This is a genomic window from Hyphomonas sp. NPDC076881 (assembly GCF_050269995.1).
Lineage (GTDB): Bacteria > Pseudomonadota > Alphaproteobacteria > Caulobacterales > Hyphomonadaceae > Hyphomonas.
Map to the genome: position 1 here is coordinate 132,213 of NZ_JBNNJJ010000009.1, position 19,833 is coordinate 152,045.

Genomic DNA, 19,833 nt, shown 5'->3' on the forward strand with positions numbered 1-19,833 from the left:
GGCCCAGCTTGTGACAGCTTGCCTTTGCCGAATACGGACGGAGGGCAGATCGCACACCATGGCTTATCGATTGAAGCCCGGCAGTGAGCGCGTTGAAGAGGGCATCCGGCGCATCGCCGGGGAAGAGTTCGCGCGGATGGCGGAGGTTATCGCCGCTGCGGATCTGCCCGCCCCCCGGAAAGTTCACGAGGTGCGCAAGTGCACCAAGCGGTTACGCTCCGTGATCCGCCTCATCGGGCCGGCGTTTGAAGAAGCGCCGATGGAGAATGCAGCCCTGAGAGACGCAGCCCGCCAGCTCTCTGAAGCACGGGACTCAGGCGCCATCCTGGATAGCCTGCGGCGTCTGAAATTGCCGCCCGAAACGCTTGCCGATGCCGAAGCGGCCCTCGCGGGCAATACCGGTGCGCCCGGAGGCGGCGCGGCGACGGCCAGGCTTCTGAAAACCTTCGGCCGCGACATGCGGAGCGCGGCCAAACGCGCCGCCAGCTGGGAGATTCGCACGGAGGGGTTCGCCGCCCTGCAGCCCGGCCTCAAGCGCAGCTACAGGAAGCTGCGGCGAAACTTCTCGGAGGCGATCCGCACCGGGGAGGAAGAAACCATCCATGATTGGCGAAAAAGCGCCAAGAGCCATTGGCACCATACGCTTCTGCTGGGACGTATCTGCCCGGATGCCATGGACGGCCATGCCCGCATGGCAAACCGGCTCTCCGAAAGCCTGGGAGACTGGCGTGACAGCGGGCTGCTTGTGGCCGCGCTGAAAGCCCTGCCTGATGACCGGCTGGACAAGGACACTTTGAAAAAACTCCTCCGCGCGGCCGCACGCGATCAGAAAAGGCTTCTGAAAAAGGCCGAGCGGATCTCGCGTCTGCTGACCGCCGAAAAGCCGGCAGCCCTTGCTGCCAGGTGGGCCGCCTATTGGGAGACCAGCGAGGCCTGAACGCCGATTCGTCGCGATACTGTCATGCAGCAGCGATAAAGAAGGCGTCGAATCGTGTTTTGCCTGCTTTTCAGGAGCCCCCATGTCTTTCTTCCGGCCCGCCCTTGCCCTCTCGCTTGTCCTGACGGTCGGCGCCTGCGCGTCTGCACCTGTGGCTGTAACCGACGGTCAGAAATTCGTTATGGCCAGCATTGAAACAGCCCCTGCCGGCGCCAAAGGCGACGCTGCGGATGATCCGGCCCTTTGGAAACACCCGGCAGATCCCGCACAGTCCCTGATCCTGGGCACCAACAAGAAAGAGGGCCTAGTTGTGTTCGGGCTCGATGGCGCAGAAGTTCAGCGCCTGCCCATCGGCCTGATCAACAATGTGGATGTTCGTCAGTCTACGGACCGGCCGTTCGACATTGCTGTGGCCAGCAATGATCAGGTCAACGCCATCTCCGTCTTCCTGATCGACCGGGTGACCGGAGAGGTGAGCCATCGCGGCGACATTCCGACAAACACAGCAGAGCCCTATGGCATTTGCCAGGCCCGCGAGGGGGAAAGCGATCTCGCAGGCGTGACGTACAAGGACGGCACATTGCAGATCTGGTCGCTTTCGGTCGGCCAGAATGATCTCAGCGGAGACCTTCTGAAATCCGTCAAACTCGAGACGCAGCTTGAGGGCTGCGTCTTCGACGAAGCCAATGACCTCATCTTTGTCGGAGAGGAAGACAGAGGCCTGTGGACGGTCGCCTATCGCGAAGAAGCGCCCCAGCCCATGCTGGTCGACACGGTCGGCGGCGCCGCTGGCCTGGTGGCCGATGTGGAAGGGGTATCGATCTGGAGAGGCGCGAATGGCGCAGGCTGGGTGGTGGCCTCGGCGCAGGCAGCCAACCGCTTCGTAGTTTATGACCGGCAAGCGCCGCACGCGCCGCGCGGCAGCTTTTCAATTATCGCCAATGAAGCGCTGGACATAGATGAAGTAACCCATACAGACGGGCTGGACGTTTTTTCCGGCGCCCTGCCCGGCTTCCCCCGCGGGGTTCTGATCGTGCAGGATGACGGCAATCCTAAGTCTGGAGAGAACCAGAACTTCAAGGTCGTGAACTGGGCAGATGTGGAAGCCGCGCTCGGCCTGCCGGAGTTGGCCGCCGAATAGGCCCGCTACCGTGTCAGCCGGCACTCATCGCGAGAAGCCGGCTGATCTGCGCCCGCGGTAATCCGCTGTCGGAATGAAATTCATTGATCGCTTCCTGCAGGGCGGTGAGATCCCGCTTGCTGGTGGCCACCGGGTGGTCCAGAACACCCTCACGCACCAGAGCGGCGCAGACATCGGGCGACGCAATCCATGCATCCCATCCGGCGAAACGCAGGAAGTACTGTCCCGTCGCCCCGCCAAGGCGCGAGCCACGTTTGCTCAGGAGCGTAAGTAAGCCAAGCTGATCGGTCCCGGGCCAGCTTGCGAGAAAGCGGCCGAAACCGCCCTCCTTATGGTCAACATCTGCAACGAACCTGGCATTCTCCAGCGTTGCCCGGATCTTCTGTCCGTTGCGCACAATCCGCTCGTCCGCCAGCAGACGGTCCATCATCTCGTCACCGAAGAAGGCGAGCTTGCCCGGATCGAACCCCTCAAAGGCCTCCTCAAACCCCGGCCACTTGGCTTCTATGACCTTCCAGTTGAACCCGGCATTGAAGACGCAGCGCGTCATTACCGAGAGAAGCCGGCTGGCCGGCACCTTCTCCAGATGCATGACTGCGTGCGTGTTGCGCGACTTCTCAAGCGCCGCCCGCTCTCCCCCATGATGGCCGCCAGCCATCTTGAGAATCGGAGCAAAGGGGCGCGTCATGGAAGTTTCCTCAGCTTAGCGCGGTCTCATAAACTGCTGCGTAATCGTCGGCGCTCATCGCACGCGGGTTGCCCGCATGGGCAAGATCCACCAGAGCATATTCAACAATCCCCGGTCCATCCGATGCCGTCAGGCCCATGGCGCTCAGCGTGGGCGGAATGCCGATGGCATTGTTGAGATCCTGAATGGCATCGGCCAGATCCGCGCCGGCCTTGAGCCCCATCGCTTCGCGCAGGCGGGCATACTTTTCGTCCGCCGCGCCATTATGGAACCGCAAAATGTGCGGCAGGAAAACGGCGTTCAGCGTGCCATGGTGCAGCTTCTTCTCATGCAGCCGCCCGGCGGCATGGCTGAGCGCATGAACCCCGCCAAGCCCCTTCACGAAGGCAAGCGCCCCTTCATAGCTCGCCATCATCATGTGCCAGCGGGCCTCTTCATCCGAGCCATCCTTGACCGCGCGCTTCAGCATGCCCATCCCGAACGCGCGGTGTGCGCCGTCATAGCCGATAGCTTCCGCAGGCGGATTAATTGCCGGCGTGAGCACAGCTTCGATGCAATGCGTCAGCGCGTCCATACCGGTCGCGGCCGTGAGCCCGGCCGGAAGACCGATGGTAAGGTCCGGATCACAGAGGGCGACAAGCGGAATGAGATTGGGCGAGGCAAAGGTTTCCTTCCGCCCATTCTCCATGATGATGACCATGCCGATGGAGACTTCCGAGCCTGTCCCCGCCGTTGTGGGGATGGCGATCAGCGGCGGAATCTTGCCGACCAGCTTGGAGCCGCCCACGATCGCCGCGAAATTTTCCAGAGGCCCCTCATGGCTCGCCATCAGGCCAATTGCCTTGGCGTGGTCCATGGAAGAGCCGCCGCCCACAGCTATGATCCCGTCAGCGCCGGACTCCTTGTAGAGCGCGGTCGCAATCTTGGTTTGCGCCTCGGTGGGGTTGGGTACGGTTTCAGCAAAGACGCCGGCAGGGGCCACGTCGAGTGCGTCTTCGACCTTTGCAAGGATGCCGGATGCCTTGATGCCCGCATCCGTCACGATGAAGGGGCGCGTGATACCCCGTGCCTTTGCGAGTTTGGAAAGCTGTTTGAGCGCGCCAGAATCGAAGACGCACTGCGTGAGGAAGTTCATAACCGGCATGGGAAGCTCCAGAAGGCGGAAAACGCGCCATGTTCCCAAGTGCGCTGCGTCAAGGCAAGCCTTTCCCTAGGGCAGCACGCTGCTCACAGCGCCGCACCTCCCACGACAGCAGGCCGCAGTTAGTAATCAGCATCGCTGCCCCTGATTTTTATCTCAATACGGACGAGTACCTAAATGAGCGCATGTGACGCGCGGCCCGGAGCCGCGCGGCAAACTGGACAATTTCACCTTTAATTCCAGAGGCTTACCTGTTCCTCATCACTCACAGAAACAGCGGGTTTCGACAATGAAAAAGCTCCTCGCAGCCACCTTGATGGCAGGCACCGCCCTGATGGGATTTGCCGGCACGGCTTCGGCCGATGACAACCCCTGGATGGTGCGCGCCCGCGTCATCGGCGTTCTGCCCGACGAGTCCGGCGCCCTGTCCGTAGGTAACACGCGCCTGCAGGGTGACGTGGACATCGGCGACCAGTACGTCCCGGAACTCGACATCACCTACTTCTTCACCAAGAACATCGCCGCAGAGCTCATCCTCGGGGTGACACCCCATGATGTGAAAGCAACCAGCGTGACGGTGCCGGGCGCCCTGACCAATGCCAATATCGATCTGGGCGATGTCTGGCTTCTGCCGCCGACCCTGACACTGCAATACCATTTCCAGAACGGCACCCGTTTCAAGCCGTATGTGGGCGCCGGGGTCAATGCGACCTTCTTCTTCAATGAAGATGCCGGCCCTGTGGCGGACGGGATCGACTATGATCCGAGCTTCGGCCCTGCTCTTCAGGCCGGGTTCGACTATGATCTCGATGGCAAGGAAGGTGGCTGGGCGCTGAACGCCGACATCAAGAAGGTCTGGATCAACACCGATGTGACAGTCGATTTTACCACGGCTCTCGGTGCCAAGGTGAATGCGGACGTGGACATCAACCCGCTGATCGTGGGCGTGGGCCTCGGCTACAAGTTCTGATCTGGTCACGATCAGATCGGGGCAATACCAGCCTTCCATCCCAACCCCAGACTGGTATTGCCTGAACGAGAGCGCCGCGCCCGCTAATCAGCTGGCGCGGCGTTTTCTGCATCCTGAATCTGCTGCTGCCTCTTGCGCCCCGGCCCCGGCCCGTTACTCGTCATGGTCATGACACTTTTGACTGTGACCGGCCTGAAGGTCGATTTCGAGACGCCCGATGGCACCGTGAACGCCGTGAAGGGAATTTCCTTCGGCGTTTCGCCTGGCGAATGCGTTGGCATCGTGGGCGAAAGCGGGTCTGGCAAGAGCCAGTCCGCCCTGGCGGCCATGGGCCTGCTTGCCGGAAACGGCAGGGCCGAAGGCAGCATCCGGTTTGGTGACACCGAAATGTTGACAGCCTCCGTGGCACAGCTGCGCGATATACGCGGGGCTGAAATGTCGATGATCTTTCAGGATCCTCTGACAAGCCTTACGCCCCACATGACCGTCGGCGCGCAGATGCGCGAGATATTGGCGTTGCATAAGGGCCTCAAGGGCGCAGAAGCCAATGACCGCTGCATCGAGTGGCTGGAGCATGTGCGCATCCCGGAGGCAGCCCGGCGCATGGAACAGTTTCCACATGAACTGTCGGGCGGCATGCGGCAGCGCGTGATGATCGCCATCGCGATGCTCTGCGGGCCGAAGGTCCTGATTGCCGACGAGCCCACCACAGCGCTCGACGTGACCGTCCAGGCCCAGGTTCTGGAACTGATGGACGAGCTCAAGCGCGAAACAGGCACCGGAATTGTTCTGATCACGCACAATATGGGGGTGGTTGCCCGCATGTGTGACCGGGTGATCGTGATGCGCCACGGCGAGATCGTCGAGCAGGGCACAACTGACGAAATCTTCTATTCGCCCAAGCACGACTATACAAAAATGCTACTGGCGGCGGTGCCGCGCCTTGATATGCCGGACCCGCCGGGGCGTCCCCCGCTGTCGGCCCCGCCCGCCGCAGACGCCGCCCCCATCCTGCAGGTCGAGGATATGAAGGTTCACTTCCCAATCCAGATCAAGGGCGGCCTGCTTGGAAAGCGCAAACCCCTCAAGGCCGTGAACGGCGTAAGTTTCGACTTGAAGCCCGGCGAGACTCTGGGCGTGGTCGGAGAATCCGGGTGCGGAAAGTCGACGCTGGCACGGGGTGTGCTGCGCCTCATTCCGCCGACGGCTGGCACGGTTGCCTGGCTCGGCAAGGACATTGCCAAAGCCAGCCGCAGCGAGATGGACGGCCTGCGCGACGACCTTCAGATCGTTTTCCAGGATCCGCTTGCAAGCCTTGATCCCCGGATGACCATCGGCGCCTCAGTGGCCGAGCCTCTGCTGGTGCATGAGCCGGGCCTCTCCCGCGCCGAGCGCGAGGCGAAAGTGCGCGAAATCCTGCCGCGTGTCGGGCTCGATCCAAACCTCATCAACCGCTATCCGCACGAACTCTCCGGCGGCCAGAACCAGCGTGTCGGGATTGCCCGGGCGATGATCCTGAAACCCAGGCTCGTCATTTGTGACGAAGCGGTTTCCGCCTTGGATGTGTCGGTGCAGGCGCAGGTTGTTGATCTGCTGATCGAACTTCAGAAGGAGTTCGGCCTCTCAATGATTTTCATCAGCCACGACCTCGCCGTCGTCCGCCAGATCAGCCATCGGGTGATGGTGCTTTATCTTGGGCGGATTGTCGAACTCGCGGACCGGAACGCAATCTATGAAGATGCCCGCCACCCCTATACGCAGGGCCTGATCGCCGCAGTGCCGAATGCTGATCCGCGCGGCGAGCGCGCCCGGGAGCGTGTAAAACTGACTGGCGATTTGCCCAGCCCCCTCGACAGCCGCGCCGCTCTCCGTTTCCTCAAGTCGAAGCTGGTAGATGATCCGAATGTGGATCAGTACCAGCCACAACTCGTACAGGTGGCGGGCAACCATTGGGTGGCAGAGCACGACCCTGCCCCAGGCGCAGCAGGATTGCTTGTAAATTAATCCCCGCCCGAATAGGGTGCGGCCGCTTTGCCGGAACCCTTGACCATGCCTGATACCCTGACCTCTTCCCTGCCCGTCTCCCTGGCCGACATACAGGCCGCCGCCAAAGTGCTCGAAGGGCAGATTGAGCGGACAGAGCTCTCTCACTCCAAAACCCTCTCGGCGATCACAGGCGCGCAGGTCTGGGTCAAACTCGAAAACCGCCAATTCACCGCCGCCTTCAAGGAGCGCGGCGCCCTGAACAAGCTGGTGAAGCTTTCCGACAAGGAAAAGAAAGCCGGCGTCATTGCCGCCTCAGCTGGCAACCATGCCCAAGGCGTGGCCTATCACGCCCGCCGCCTCGGCATTCCTGCCACCATCGTGATGGCCGAGACCACCCCCTTCAACAAGGTGGAACATACCCGCGACCATGGCGCCCGCGTGGTGTTGGAAGGCATGATCTTTGACGAGGCCAAGGAATACGCCCTGAAGCTGGGTGAGAAAGAAGGCCTGACCTTCATCCACCCTTTCGATGATGCGGACATCATTGCCGGCCAGGGCACCATTGCGCTGGAAATGCTGGCGGACAATCCGGGTCTAGACACGCTCGTGGTTCCAATCGGTGGGGGCGGCCTGATCAGCGGCATCGCCATCGCTGCAAAGGCCCTGAAGCCTGATATCAAGATCATCGGTGTGGAAGCGGCAATGTATCCCTGCATGCATGCAGCGCTGCGCGGCAAGTCGCCCAAAATGGGCGGCGCCACGATCGCCGAGGGCATCGCGGTCAAAGAAGTGGGCCAGCTGACACGCCTGATCGCCCAGGAACTTGTCGATGACATTGTTCTTGTGGAGGAGGAGCATCTGGAGCGGGCGATCACCCTGTTTGTTGAAGTCGAGAAAACCATTGCCGAGGGAGCTGGCGCCGCAGGCCTGGCCGCTCTTCTCGCCCACCCTTCCCGCTTTTACGGGCGGAATGTGGGGCTGGTGCTCTGTGGCGGTAATATCGACACGCGCCTTCTCGCCTCAGTCCTGACGCGCGCGCTCGTCCGCGAGAACCGCCTGGCCCGTATCCGCATCGTTGGGGATGACCGGCCTGGCCTTCTGGCACTGGTGTCCAAGATCATCGGGGATCAGGGCGCCAACATCATGGAAGTGGCGCATAACCGGATCGCGCTGGATGTGCCGGCCAAAGGGGCCGAGTTCGACATTCTCATGGAAACGCGCGACAGCCAGCACACGCAGGAAGTCATCGACGCCCTGGCGCAGGCCGGATACCCGCCCCGCGCCATTTAGGGCACCCGTCCGGATCGCGTGACTAACCCACGAAACCAGCCTAGAGAGCACCCGACAATTCTGCCCTTTCAGGAGGCTAGCGCCATGTTCCGCGCCTTATTCATCGCCGCAGCTCTCAGCGTTTCGCTGGCCGCTTGCGCTCCGCAAACCCAAGGCGCAGCCGAGGAATCCGCTATGACGTCTCCTGTCGACAAATATCTTCCCTGGAACCCTGACGCCAAAGGGATCGTGACGACGGAAAGCGGCGTCCAGTATATTGTCGTGAAAGAAGGCCCCAAGGACGGCAAGAAGCCGGTCTCGTCTGACCGGGTCAGCGTGCATTATGATGGCCGCCTGCCGACCGGGGAAAAATTCGATTCCTCGCTGGATCGGGGCTCACCCGCAGAATTCCGCCTGGACCAGGTCATCCCCGGCTGGACCATCGGCCTTCAGGAGATGAGCGAAGGCGACGAGTTTGTCTTCTACATTCCCAATCGCCTCGCCTACGGCCAGCAGGCACGCGGGAATGTCATCAAGGCCGGAGATGATCTTGTTTTCTACGTGTCGCTTCTCGGCATCGTGGAACCCAAGAAATCAGACGCGGCCGCGTGGGCGAAATACTATCCTTGGAATCCGGAGCTTCCCGAAGTCCAGAAGACCGATAGCGGACTGCAATACATCATTCTGAAAAGCGGAGATGCCGCAGGCCAGCCGCCCGTCGGCGGGCAACTTGTGGTGGTACATTATGAAGGCCGCTTGGCAGACACCGGCGAGTTGTTCGACTCCTCCTATCAGCGCGGCGATCCGGAAGTGTTCCCCTCCAATCAGCTGATCAGCGGCTGGGTCGAGGCCCTGGCTCTGATGAAACCTGGCGACCATTGGATGCTCTACATTCCCTCCGAGCTTGGCTATGGCGAACAGGGCACGCCCGGCGGCCCGATCCCGCCCAACACAGCCCTGCAGTTCGAAGTCGAACTGCTTGATGTGATGCGCTGAAGGCCGTCAGTTCACAGATGTCTCTCAACGCCACCACTCTCGCCGCCATCGCTCTCGCCGCTGGAAAAGAAATCATGCGCGTCTACCGCACGGATTTCAGCGTCAGCCATAAGGATGACCATTCGGTCCTGACAGAAGCCGATGGCCTCGCTGAAGCGGTCATCCTGAAGGGCCTGGCTGAAGCAGATCCCAGCCTGCAGGTCATTGCCGAGGAATCCGTCGCCGGAGGCCATATCCCGGAACATGGCGCCCGCTTTGCGCTCGTCGACCCGCTGGATGGCACCAAGGAGTTCGTCGCCAAGAATGGCGAGTTCACCGTGAACATTGCCATTATCGAGCATGGCCGCCCGGTCATGGGGGTTGTCTATGTGCCCGCGCAGCATCGACTGTTCGTGGCGGAAAGCCCTACACACGCCTGGCAGGCAAAAGCCGCCCCCGACGGCCCAGTTCCCACCGAACGCGCACCGCTGAGAATCCGGCCCGCCCCTGCGGCAGGTCTGACGGCCGTTGCGTCGAAATCCCATCGCAGCCCTGACACGGATGAGTGGCTTTCGCGGTATCCGATTGCCGAAATCAAGGGAGCCGGATCGGCTCTGAAATTCTGTCTCGTGGCAGCCGGGGAAGCGGACGTGTACCCGCGTCTTGGCCGCACGATGGAGTGGGACACTGCCGCTGGCCAGGCCGTTGTGGAAGCTGCCGGCGGGCGTGTCCTGACCATCACTGGCGAGCCCCTTCTTTATGGCAAAAGAGAACGCGGATACGATAATCCCAGTTTTGTCGTCTTTGGAGACGTGACGCCGCGCTGAACGGCCGTCCTCGGAGGAAAGCATGGCACGCCAGTATTTTGGAACGGACGGTATCCGCGGCCGCGTCAACAAGAAACCGATGACCGCCGAAACAGCGCTGCGCCTCTCCATAGCGGCGGCGCGGACCTTCGCGCCGCAAGGCGGGCGCGAAGTGGTGATCGGCCGCGACACGCGCCGGTCCGGCGAAATGATCGAAGCAGCCCTGATCGCCGGATTTACCTCCATGGGTATAACGCCCGTGCGCTTGGGCGTTGTGCCGACACCCGCCGTCGCGTTAATGGCCCGCGAAACCGGGGCCGCCCTCGGCGTAATGGTCTCGGCGAGCCATAACAAATTCGAAGACAATGGCCTCAAGCTCTTCAGTCCCGATGGCGTGAAATTTGATGATGCTGTTGAAGAAGCCCTCGAGGCCAGCATGGGCACAGCGCTCGAGGGAGACTACGCTGCCCCCGCAGAAATCGCCGTCCCCCGCGAACTTGCAGGCGCCCCGGCCCGGTATGTCCGGCGCTGCCTCGACACGCTGACGGGAACGCGGGACTTTTCAAATCTCAAGGTTGTGCTCGATTGCGCGCATGGGGCAGGTTTTGAGACCGCGCCAGCAGCGCTGAGAGAACTTGGCACGCAGCTTACAGTCATCGGCAACGCGCCCGATGGCGTGAATATCAATGCCGGCGTCGGTTCGACGGCAACCGGCGCTCTCAAAGCAGCTGTTCTGGAAACCGGCGCGGATATAGGCATCGCCCTGGACGGCGACGCAGACCGGCTGATCGTGATAGATGAGACAGGCATCGAAGCGGATGGAGACCAGGTAATGGGTCTCATTGCGGGAGAAATGCACCGCACCGGCCGCCTCAAGGGCGGCGGCATGGTCGCGACCGTCATGTCTAATATGGGGCTTTCGGAGTTTCTGAAAGCCAAGGGCCTTACCCTCGCGCGCACGAAGGTCGGCGATCGATACGTGGGCGAGCACATGCGCGCACACGGATTTAATCTCGGGGGCGAACAGTCCGGACACATCATATTGTCAGACGTCTCCACGACAGGAGATGGTCTTCTGGCAGGACTTCAGGTCCTGTCAGTGATCGCCGCCCGCGGCGGCAAGGCATCAGACATGCTGCGCGTCTTCACACCCGCGCCACAGAAGCTCGTTAACATACGCTATTCCGGCGCGAACCCTCTCGAAAGTGATAGGGTCAAGGGCGCGCTGGCAGAGGCAGATGATATGCTCGGCGACCGTGGCCGGATGGTTGTGCGCAAATCCGGAACCGAGCCGCTTATTCGCGTCATGGCCGAAGCATTGGATGAGGCCCTGATGCAAAAAGCGCTCGACCATGCGGTAAGCGCGGTGAAAGCCGAAGACGGCGTCAGCTGACCGCTCTTGGCGCGGCGTCACCTGTTGCGCACGCTCAACAGGAAGTTATCCTCCGGAGAGATAATCCATACTCCCGGAGGAACTCCCAATGGCCGAGGGTCAATCCCTTCCCCCGTTTCGCCCCCTGCCGCAAAAGACACCTGATGTCGAAATGACCCGCAAGGGCGGCGCCATCTATATCAGGTCCCGGCAGGCACCGGGCGCTCGCCCCGCCACCATCCCGCACGCGCTGGACGAACGCGCCATGCTGCATCCCGACAGGGTCTTCATCAAGGAGCGTAATCCGAATACGGATCAATGGGTCGAGGTCACCTACGGCGAGGCAAAGCGGCTGACAGATTCCCTGGCCCAGGCCTTCCTTGATCTGGGCGCCGGCCCGGATGCGCCCGTGATGATCCTTTCGGGCAACTCCATCCGCGCAGCCCTGATCATTCTGGCCGCCCAGAAGATCGGCGCGCCTGCCGCCCCGATCTCCGTTCCCTACTCCACCATGTCCAATGATTTCGACAAGCTCAGGCATTGCTACAACATGGTGAAGCCCGCCATCATCTTTGCTGAGCAGCTTGCCCCCTTCCAGAAAGGCATTGCCGCCCTCGGCGCCCAGAGCTGCACCATTGTCAGCGCCGATCCTGGCGGGGACAATTCCGTGTGCCGGTTTGACGATCTTGTCGCAACCATCCCGACCCCCGCTGTCGCAGATGCTATGGCGACGCTCGGCGACGATACGGTCGCGAAGTATCTGTTCACATCAGGCTCCACAGGTCTGCCCAAACCCGTTCCGCAGACGCAAGGCTCCATGTGCTCCATGATCGCCGGCCAGGAAGGCCTGCGGGATGACGCGCGCGACCCCGACTATGATCCGGACAAGGTCGCCAATGTGCTCGACTGGCTTCCCTGGAACCACATCTCGGGCTCGAATGTGAACTTCAACGGCGCCCTCTGGAATGGCGCCACTTTCTGGATTGATGGCGGCAAACCCACTCCCGCCCTTTTCCATGAAACCCTCCGCAACATCCAGGAATGCAGCCCGTCTACCTTCGGGACCGCGCCAATCGCGCTGGCTATGCTCGCCGAAGCGATGGAGCAGGACGAAACCCTCCTGAAGGCCTTCTTCAAGAACATGCGCTCTATCGGTTATGGCGGCGCCACGCTTTCAGACGACCTCTATGATCGCCTGCAGGCGCTTTCGATCAAGGCGACGGGCCGCCGTATCCCCATCATCACCATGTACGGCGCCACTGAGACACAAGGCATCACCGTGGTTCACTGGGAAGCCGAGCGGGTGGGCCTGGTTGGCCTTCCGCTTCCCGGCACGACCCTCAAGCTGGTCCCGAATGGTGAAAAGCTGGAAGTGCGCGTCAAAGGCCCGAGCGTCATGCCAGGCTATCACAACGATCCGAAGAAAAACGCCGAAGTTTTTGATGAGGAAGGCTTCTACTGCCTCGGAGATGCAGTGAAGTTCGTTGATGAGAACGATCCCAATCAGGGCCTCATCTTCGACGGCCGGGTGGGCGAAGATTTCAAGCTGTCTTCGGGCACATGGGTGTCTGTGGGCACGTTGCGGCCAGACTTCGTTGCTGCCTGCTCTCCGCTCATCTTCGACGCCGTGATCTGCGGCCAGGACAAGGATTACGCCACCGCGCTGGTCTGGCCCTCTCCGGTTACTGCGGAGCAATATGCCAAAGCGGCAGGCGACCCCGCGAAGGGCTTTGCGGCCCTTATGGCAGACCTTGCCCGCAAGGCCGCAGCCTTCAACGCAGGCGAACCGGGCACTTCCCGCCGCATCAAACGGGTCCTTGTCATGACCGAACCGCCAAGCATCGACGCGGGCGAGATCACTGACAAAGGCTATGTGAACCAGCGCCTCGTGATCTCCCGCCGGGCAGCCCTGGTTCAGGCGCTGTATGCAGAACCGCCCGGCCCCGGTGTCATCCTGCTATAAGGGTTCAAGGGCGCCCTGCCCCTTGTTTCATCGCGCATGCGCCATCACATCGCCGGAATTGCCGAGCAGGTGTGTGGCGCATGACATTTGATGATGCCTTCCGCAGTTTCAGAGAAAAGTTGCACCTCCCTGAGATGCAGCCACCTGATCTGCGCCTGCCGATCGAGCGGCTTCGCCAGCAATTCTTCAGGATGGATTATTCCGGAGAGCCCGATGCGCCGGAACTGGCCGAAATAAAGCTGCTCACTGTCCCCGGCCCGTCAGGCCCCCTCAAGGCGCGCCTCTACGTACCTCTGGGCGCGGGCATTCCGCCCGGCCCGGGCATTCTGTTTTTCCATGGCGGCGGCTTTGTATTGGGCGACCTTGAAAGCCATGACATGATTTGCCGCCGGATGGCGGAGGGATCGCGGTGCCGGGTGCTGGCCATCGATTACCGGCTCGCGCCGGAAACCTGTTTTCCCTGCGCGCATGACGACGCGCTCGCCGCCTGGCACTGGATCAGCCATCACGGCGAGGAGATCGGCATCGACCGCCGCCGGATTGCCGTTGCTGGCGACAGCGCCGGCGGGAACCTCGCCGCCTTCATCTGCCAACAGATGAATCGCGAGCGCGGCCCCATGCCGGCGTTCCAGCTGCTACTCTACCCGCTTCTGCAGTTTGCGGACATTCGCAGCAAAAAGATGTCACCGCAGGAAAGCGGCTTCTTCATTTCCGTTGGCCTGTTCGAATTCTTCCGGGGCCATTATTTGCCCGACCCCGAAACCTTCATGGACCCCCGCATATCGCCATTGTTTGCGCCTCCAGAAGAACTTCGGAACCTGCCGCCCGCCCATATCATCGTATGCGGATGGGATCCGCTGCATGATGAAGGTCTAGCCTACGCCGCAAAGCTCCGCGCCATGGGCATTCAGGCGAGCGAGAAGGAATACCCTTCAATGGTACACGGATTTCTGAACCTTACTCACATCTCCGCAACGGCGAGAACAGCCGCGCGCGAAGTCGGGAAAGTAACGGGTGAAGCACTGGGTGCAATTTAAAAATCAACTTGAGTTCCAAAATAGAACTATTGTTTTGCGTGACCCATGGGCAACACTTGGACTCTAAAGCTATTTATTGCACCGCAGCAAATATTTCAAATGCTTGATAACCGTCTATTTAGTTCACAAGGGCCAGACACCGCTGGCACCGAATAAGTACTAGAGGAAACTCCCAGAAATGACGCTCAACAAAATGCTGATGACGTCTGCTTCCGCAGCCCTCATCCTGTTCGCCCCTGCCTATGCTCAGGAAACCCCCGAAGAAACGGCTGCGCGCGAATCCGCAATCGATCGCGTACTCGGCACGGTCACCGTGACTGCCACCAAGAAAGCAAATGTCGAAGACGTGCAGACGGTCGCCGTTGCCATGACGGCATACAACGCGGACACGCTGGACGCCCTCAACGTCACGACTCTCGAAAGCCTGAGCTATTCGGCGCCCAACGTTTCGCTCGACGATGTGGGCACCGCGCGCGGCACGGCCAACTTCGCCATCCGCGGCCTTGGCGTGAACTCCTCCATCCCGTCGATCGACCCGGCCGTCGGCGTTTTCATTGATGGCGTCTATCTCGGCGTCAACAACGGCGTTGTCGTCGACATGTTCGACCTGGACAGCATCGAAGTCCTGCGTGGCCCGCAAGGTCTTCTGTTTGGCCGCAACACCACGGGTGGCGCGATCGTCGTCAATACCGCGAACCCGACTGATGAATTCTCGATGAAGCTCCGCAGCAGCATCGAAAGCCCCATCGACAGCGGCCGCGGCGGCCCCAACAGCAATCTTCAGGCGATCGTCTCAGGCCCCCTGATCGAAAACGTCCTGAACGGCAAGCTTGGCGTCTCCTACAATTACGACGACGGCTACTTCAAGAACCTCTACAATGGCGAGAACCACGGCCAGCTCCGTGCACTGACCTATCGCGGCGCGCTGGAATTCATGCCGACCGACTCGCTGACCTTCCTCGGCAAGCTTGAATACACTGACTCGCGCTCCGATGGTCCTTCGGGCAAAAACCACGCCTATTATGATCGCGACAATTTCGATTTCTCGATCAACAATCCGGGCTTTGGCGATTCTGAGACGATTCAGGGCTCGCTGCGCACCGATCTGGATGTTGGCTTCGGCAACGGCGTGATCACCAACATCTTCGGCTATCGCAAGTATGAGTCGACCTCCTCCAGCGATATCGACTCGACCCCTCTCACCCTGTTCCACTCGAATGCCGAGTTCGATCAGGAGCAGTACTCCAACGAGCTGCGCTATGCTGGCACGTTCGACAAGCTCGACCTCACCGCGGGCCTCTACTACTTCGAGCAGACCCTCGACTACACGGAGATCCGCTTCCTTCCGACCGCTTCAGCCGCAGGCTTCTATGGTGGCGGCACGCTTGATCATACAGTCTGGGGCGCATTCGCCAACATAGACTACTCCATCACCGACAAGCTGATCGGTACCGTGGGTGTCCGCTATTCAGTGGAAGAAAAGGACGCTGCCGTTGTCTACATCCGGCCCCGCCCTGCTTGTAGCGTCATCGAGGGCACCTGCAGCCCCGACGGCACAAATCCATTCATCCCGGGGGAGCCCAACGGCTTCCGTGATGGCAACGAATGGAAGAACTGGACGCCCAAAGTCGGCCTCCAATACTTCTGGAATGACGATGTGCAGACTTATGCGCACTACACCAAGGGCTTCCGCTCGGGCGGCTACAACTTCCGCATCACCGACTATGCCGGCTTCACCAACATCGTGAACCAGACCGGCAGCCTAGGCTTCGACGAGGAAGAAGTGGACTCCTACGAGATCGGCTTCAAAGCTCAGAGCACTGATGGCCGCGTCCAGGTGAACGGCGCCGCGTTCATGACCGAAGTCGGCGATATGCAGCGTGAAGTGAATACCGCCGCTCCGGGCGCTGCTGTTGTGCAGAACATCGTCAACACGGCTGATGCCACGATCTACGGCCTGGAGTTTGACGGCCGCATTGTGCTCACGGACACGCTTCTGGCGTCTTTCAATGTCGGCTTCATGGACGCCAGCTATGACGACGTCTTCTACGACCTGAACAATGACGGCGTTGTCGATCAGGATGATGTCAACCTCGATCTGCCCCGTGTGCCGCCGATCACCTATGGTTTCGGCCTCATGAAGGAGTTTGATCTGGGCACTTCCGGCGCGGTCGTTGCTCGCGCGAACTACCAGTACCGCGACCGTATTGCGTACACGGACAGCAATTTCGGCTGGATCCAGGATGCGAACATGGTCGATGTCAACGTGACCTGGGAAACGCCGGTGCAGGGCCTCTCCGCCTCTCTCTATGGCAAGAACCTGCTCGACGAAGTGCAACTGGGTAACGACACGCAGCTGCCGTTCCCCGGCCCCAACTCGACGGGTCTGAATTATTCCTATCAGGCGCTTCCGGCCGGCGGTACCTTCTCGCCGATGAAGAAAGGCCGCCTGCTCGGCCTGGAACTGACCTACGTCTACTAAGATCACCGGCCATCCGGCCAAGGAACAAAACGGAAGGGCGGCCCACGGGCCGCCCTTTTGCTTTGGTGTGCCACAAAAAAGAACGGCCCCCGATACCGGGGGCCGCCCTGATTTCAAAAGCCGTTTTAGGCCTATCAGCTACCGGCGCCAAAACGCTTGGTCAGGCTGATCTTGTACGTCCTGCCAAAAGGATTGTGCGTATAGGGATCGTAGTTCAGATCAAACGCGGCAAACGGAGGATCCTCATCGGTGACATTGACCACACTGAGGCCAAGGTCGAAATCGAACGGAGCCTTCCAATTGTAGAACAGATCGAACGTGGTTTGAGAATCGATTTTCTCTCCCACGCCGCCCCGCGCGGCCGGAGCCCGCTCATCCTTGTAGCTGTCAATATGGCGCATCACAGCGCGGAAGTTGTGATCTCCCAGCGCATAGTTGGCAAACACATTCGCCTTCCATTGCGGCATCGAGCGGGTAAAGTTCGACCGGTTGAACTGGCCGACATAGTCGCCCCCACCAATCGAAACACCTTCGACAAAGTACGGCGCAACCTTGTACTCTATGATGTAGGTTGCATCGAGACCGACCGAGATCTCGCCGCCCATCGGCGCATCCCCCCAAGTGTTGCTGAGGCGCAGATCGAGGCCTGAGGTCTGGATATTCGGACCATTCACAATCCCTGTCCGTACACGGGCAATATCTGAGCCCGCCGCCGGAGAGCCAGTGCCGGTAATGATATTGTTCGGGTCGTTGAAAGTGATCCGGTTGAGGATTGGCGCGGAAAGATCGCCCGCCCGCAGAGCGGTTACCGCGGCCGCAACAATGTTCGATTGTTCTTCAACGATAATCGGATCGTCAAAGTCGAAATTGTAGTAGTCGAGCGATGCATTGAAACCACCCCGCTCGAACAGGCCACCAAAGTTGAAGCTGAAGGCGGACTCCGGCTTCAGGTCAGGATTGCCGAACTGGTCAATTGCCTTGAAGGCAGACGCCGCAGAGACGAACTGCAAGGTCGTCCCAACACCGCCAAGCTGGTTGAGCGTGGGCCCGCGGAAGGATGTCTGGGCCGACCCGCGCAGAGCGAAGCTATCGTTCACCTGCCATTTGGCTGCGACCTTCGGGTCAAAGGTCGATCCGGTCGATCCGCCATAATCCTCGTAGCGGACGGCAACCTGCATATCGAGATTGTCGAAGAGCGGGACCTGAAGTTCGCCGAAGACAGCGTAAATCGTCTGGTCCCGGTCAGCAGGCACAGTGCCAGCAAGGAAGGAATAGGGTCCCGTACCCCCTGGCCCCGGAGTGACCTCCAGATTCGTCAGATCCGACATGGAGATTTTGTAGCTCTCTCTGCGGACCTGAACCCCAGCTGCCCAACCGATGGCGCCCCCGGAGGCCTGCACATTGCTAAGGCCGGAAAGCACCGCATCAAAAACCAGCAGATCGGTTGTGGCGGTTGTCTCGCTTGCATCTGTCATCCAGTCAGCAAGCTCGGCCGAGTTCTCAAGCCCGGGAACATAGCCAGGGTTTGCCTGCCCGGTGATGGCATTTGTGGCAATTCCGTTCGAGAACGGATTGTAATACTGGCAAGCCCCCTGCCCGGCCACAAGGGATCCGGTGTATCCTGCAGCATACGGAACAGTTCCGGTTGCAGGGTCAAAGCCAGTATTTGGATCGGTACAAACACCGAAACCGCGCAGCGCGGACGTCAGACCGGTGATATAGGTGTCGTTCGTTAACCGATATCCCTCTGTCGTGGAGTAGGACAGCCCGAGATCATAATTGACGTCATTGTCAAAACTCCCCGTCAGAGATCCAGATCCCCGCCAGGTGTTGTAGTCGCGGCTGCCTTCCTGCGCGCCGCCTGTGCCTGGGAAGCCACCCAGACCGAAGGAGCGGCCAATAAACAGCGCCGCAACGGTCCCCGCCGGGAATGCCCCCGGATTGTCGGCCATGTATTGCTGGAACGCCGGATGGCTCGCAAGCACGACCTGGTTGGTGAGCACCTGGGGCGGGTAGGAGGGCGAGGTTTTCCATGTCGGCACATCCGTCTGCGCGTACATGAGCTCCAGATGCAACTCAGCGCCGTTGCCGAGCTGCCTGTTATATTCGGTCAGGAACTGAAACCGCTCTTCTTCTTCCACCAGATTATCAAACTGCGTGAAGTTAAAGACGCATGTTGGCGCCAGCGTTCCGCCGAGTGGTTCGCACCCAACATCATTCACGTTGGCCGCCAGCGGCGTGAGGCCGTTTGCGCCGACCCCGAGCGGGACAAAACGCCCCGGATTCGAAATCGCAGACCAGCCGCCCACCGGATTGTTGGCATAGGGCTGAACGCCCCAATCCTTCTCGTTTACGGCAACCTCACTGCGGAACTGATATCCAACCGACGTGACCCAGTTGAAGTTCGACCCCTGCAAGCCATATGCGGCAGAGATATCATATTCGCCATCAGTACCCTCGAAGGTCTGATAGGAACCACCAATTTCGAAACCGTCGAGATCATCCCGCGTTATGAAATTGACCACGCCGGCAATCGCGTCTGAACCATAAAGCGCCGCCGCGCCGTCCTTCAGAACTTCAATCCGGCTGATGGCGATCGAGGGGATGCTGTTGGTGTCGACAAAAAGCTGGGCCTGCTCACCGATCGAGTAGGGATGAAATGTATGGCGCCGGCCATTGATCAACACGAGCGTCCGCGCGGGCCCCAGGCCGCGCAGGTTCACGTTTGAGGTTCCCTCCAAACCGTTCGAGGCAAACTGGTTCGTCTGCCCGTCCACGCCCGAGGAAACACCAAGGTTCCTGATAAGCTCGGTCACCGATGGCTTGCCCTCGAGAACAAGGTCTGCCGCTGTCAGAACATCCACTGGCAACGCGGCATCCTCCGGGCTACCCTGAATATAGGATCCCGTGACCGTCACCGTGCTGAGTTTTCGTTCGCTGTCGTCCTGTTGAGCCTGGGCCGTCATTGCGCCGCTTAACGCAATTGCTGAGGCGCAAAGAAGCGCTCCTTTGAAATACTTCATTCGTTTCCTCCCGTTTTATGAGGTCCAAGCGCAAGCTTTTGCC

Annotated in this window: 14 protein-coding genes; 11 read left to right on the forward strand and 3 right to left on the reverse strand. The window is 60.4% G+C overall.

What is annotated here, in order from left to right:
- Positions 1–58: 58 nt before the first annotated feature.
- Positions 59–937 carry a CHAD domain-containing protein gene (locus ACQKI2_RS11765; protein WP_427379858.1) on the forward strand — a complete coding sequence of 293 codons (879 nt, stop codon included), beginning with the start codon at positions 59–61 and terminating at the stop codon, positions 935–937.
- A gap of 82 nt (positions 938–1,019) precedes the next feature.
- The gene (locus tag ACQKI2_RS11770) at positions 1,020–2,078 is read left to right on the forward strand and encodes a phytase (RefSeq protein ID WP_427379859.1); all 1,059 of its coding nucleotides are present in this window, start codon (positions 1,020–1,022) and stop codon (positions 2,076–2,078) included.
- 13 nt (positions 2,079–2,091) lie between these two features.
- On the opposite strand, the gene ACQKI2_RS11775 is transcribed toward ACQKI2_RS11770, so the two are convergent.
- Positions 2,092–2,766 carry a DNA-3-methyladenine glycosylase I gene (locus ACQKI2_RS11775; RefSeq protein ID WP_427379860.1) on the reverse strand — a complete coding sequence of 225 codons (675 nt, stop codon included), beginning with the start codon at positions 2,764–2,766 and terminating at the stop codon, positions 2,092–2,094.
- Positions 2,767–2,776: 10 nt separating this feature from the next.
- Positions 2,777–3,910, reverse strand: a complete 1,134-nt coding sequence (locus ACQKI2_RS11780; RefSeq protein WP_427379861.1) for an iron-containing alcohol dehydrogenase — start codon at positions 3,908–3,910, stop codon at positions 2,777–2,779.
- A gap of 286 nt (positions 3,911–4,196) precedes the next feature.
- Here ACQKI2_RS11780 and ACQKI2_RS11785 point away from each other — a divergent pair, with 286 nt between their 5' ends.
- From ACQKI2_RS11785 to ACQKI2_RS11825, 9 genes are all read left to right on the forward strand, one after another.
- On the forward strand, positions 4,197–4,877 hold the full coding sequence (locus tag ACQKI2_RS11785; RefSeq protein WP_427379862.1) for an OmpW/AlkL family protein: 681 nt from the start codon (positions 4,197–4,199) through the stop codon (positions 4,875–4,877).
- A 168-nt stretch (positions 4,878–5,045) separates the two neighbouring features.
- Positions 5,046–6,881, forward strand: coding sequence for a dipeptide ABC transporter ATP-binding protein (locus tag ACQKI2_RS11790; protein WP_427379863.1), 1,836 nt, complete (start codon positions 5,046–5,048; stop codon positions 6,879–6,881).
- Between the two features lie 69 nt (positions 6,882–6,950).
- On the forward strand, positions 6,951–8,153 hold the full coding sequence (locus ACQKI2_RS11795) for a threonine ammonia-lyase (protein WP_427379921.1): 1,203 nt from the start codon (positions 6,951–6,953) through the stop codon (positions 8,151–8,153).
- 174 nt (positions 8,154–8,327) lie between these two features.
- Positions 8,328–9,128, forward strand: a complete 801-nt coding sequence (locus ACQKI2_RS11800) for an FKBP-type peptidyl-prolyl cis-trans isomerase (protein ID WP_427379864.1) — start codon at positions 8,328–8,330, stop codon at positions 9,126–9,128.
- A 17-nt stretch (positions 9,129–9,145) separates the two neighbouring features.
- The gene (cysQ, locus tag ACQKI2_RS11805) at positions 9,146–9,934 is read left to right on the forward strand and encodes a 3'(2'),5'-bisphosphate nucleotidase CysQ (protein WP_427379865.1); all 789 of its coding nucleotides are present in this window, start codon (positions 9,146–9,148) and stop codon (positions 9,932–9,934) included.
- A gap of 22 nt (positions 9,935–9,956) precedes the next feature.
- On the forward strand, positions 9,957–11,306 hold the full coding sequence (glmM, locus tag ACQKI2_RS11810; protein ID WP_427379866.1) for a phosphoglucosamine mutase: 1,350 nt from the start codon (positions 9,957–9,959) through the stop codon (positions 11,304–11,306).
- Positions 11,307–11,394: 88 nt separating this feature from the next.
- Positions 11,395–13,248, forward strand: coding sequence for an AMP-binding protein (locus ACQKI2_RS11815; protein WP_427379867.1), 1,854 nt, complete (start codon positions 11,395–11,397; stop codon positions 13,246–13,248).
- A gap of 80 nt (positions 13,249–13,328) precedes the next feature.
- Entirely contained in the window at positions 13,329–14,285 is a 957-nt protein-coding gene (locus ACQKI2_RS11820; protein WP_427379868.1) for an alpha/beta hydrolase, read from the forward strand.
- Positions 14,286–14,463: 178 nt separating this feature from the next.
- Positions 14,464–16,767, forward strand: a complete 2,304-nt coding sequence (locus ACQKI2_RS11825; RefSeq protein ID WP_427379869.1) for a TonB-dependent receptor — start codon at positions 14,464–14,466, stop codon at positions 16,765–16,767.
- Between the two features lie 134 nt (positions 16,768–16,901).
- Here ACQKI2_RS11825 and ACQKI2_RS11830 read toward each other — a convergent pair whose 3' ends face one another.
- Positions 16,902–19,733, reverse strand: a complete 2,832-nt coding sequence (locus ACQKI2_RS11830) for a TonB-dependent receptor domain-containing protein (RefSeq protein ID WP_427379870.1) — start codon at positions 19,731–19,733, stop codon at positions 16,902–16,904.
- Between the last annotated feature and the right edge of the window lie 100 nt (positions 19,734–19,833).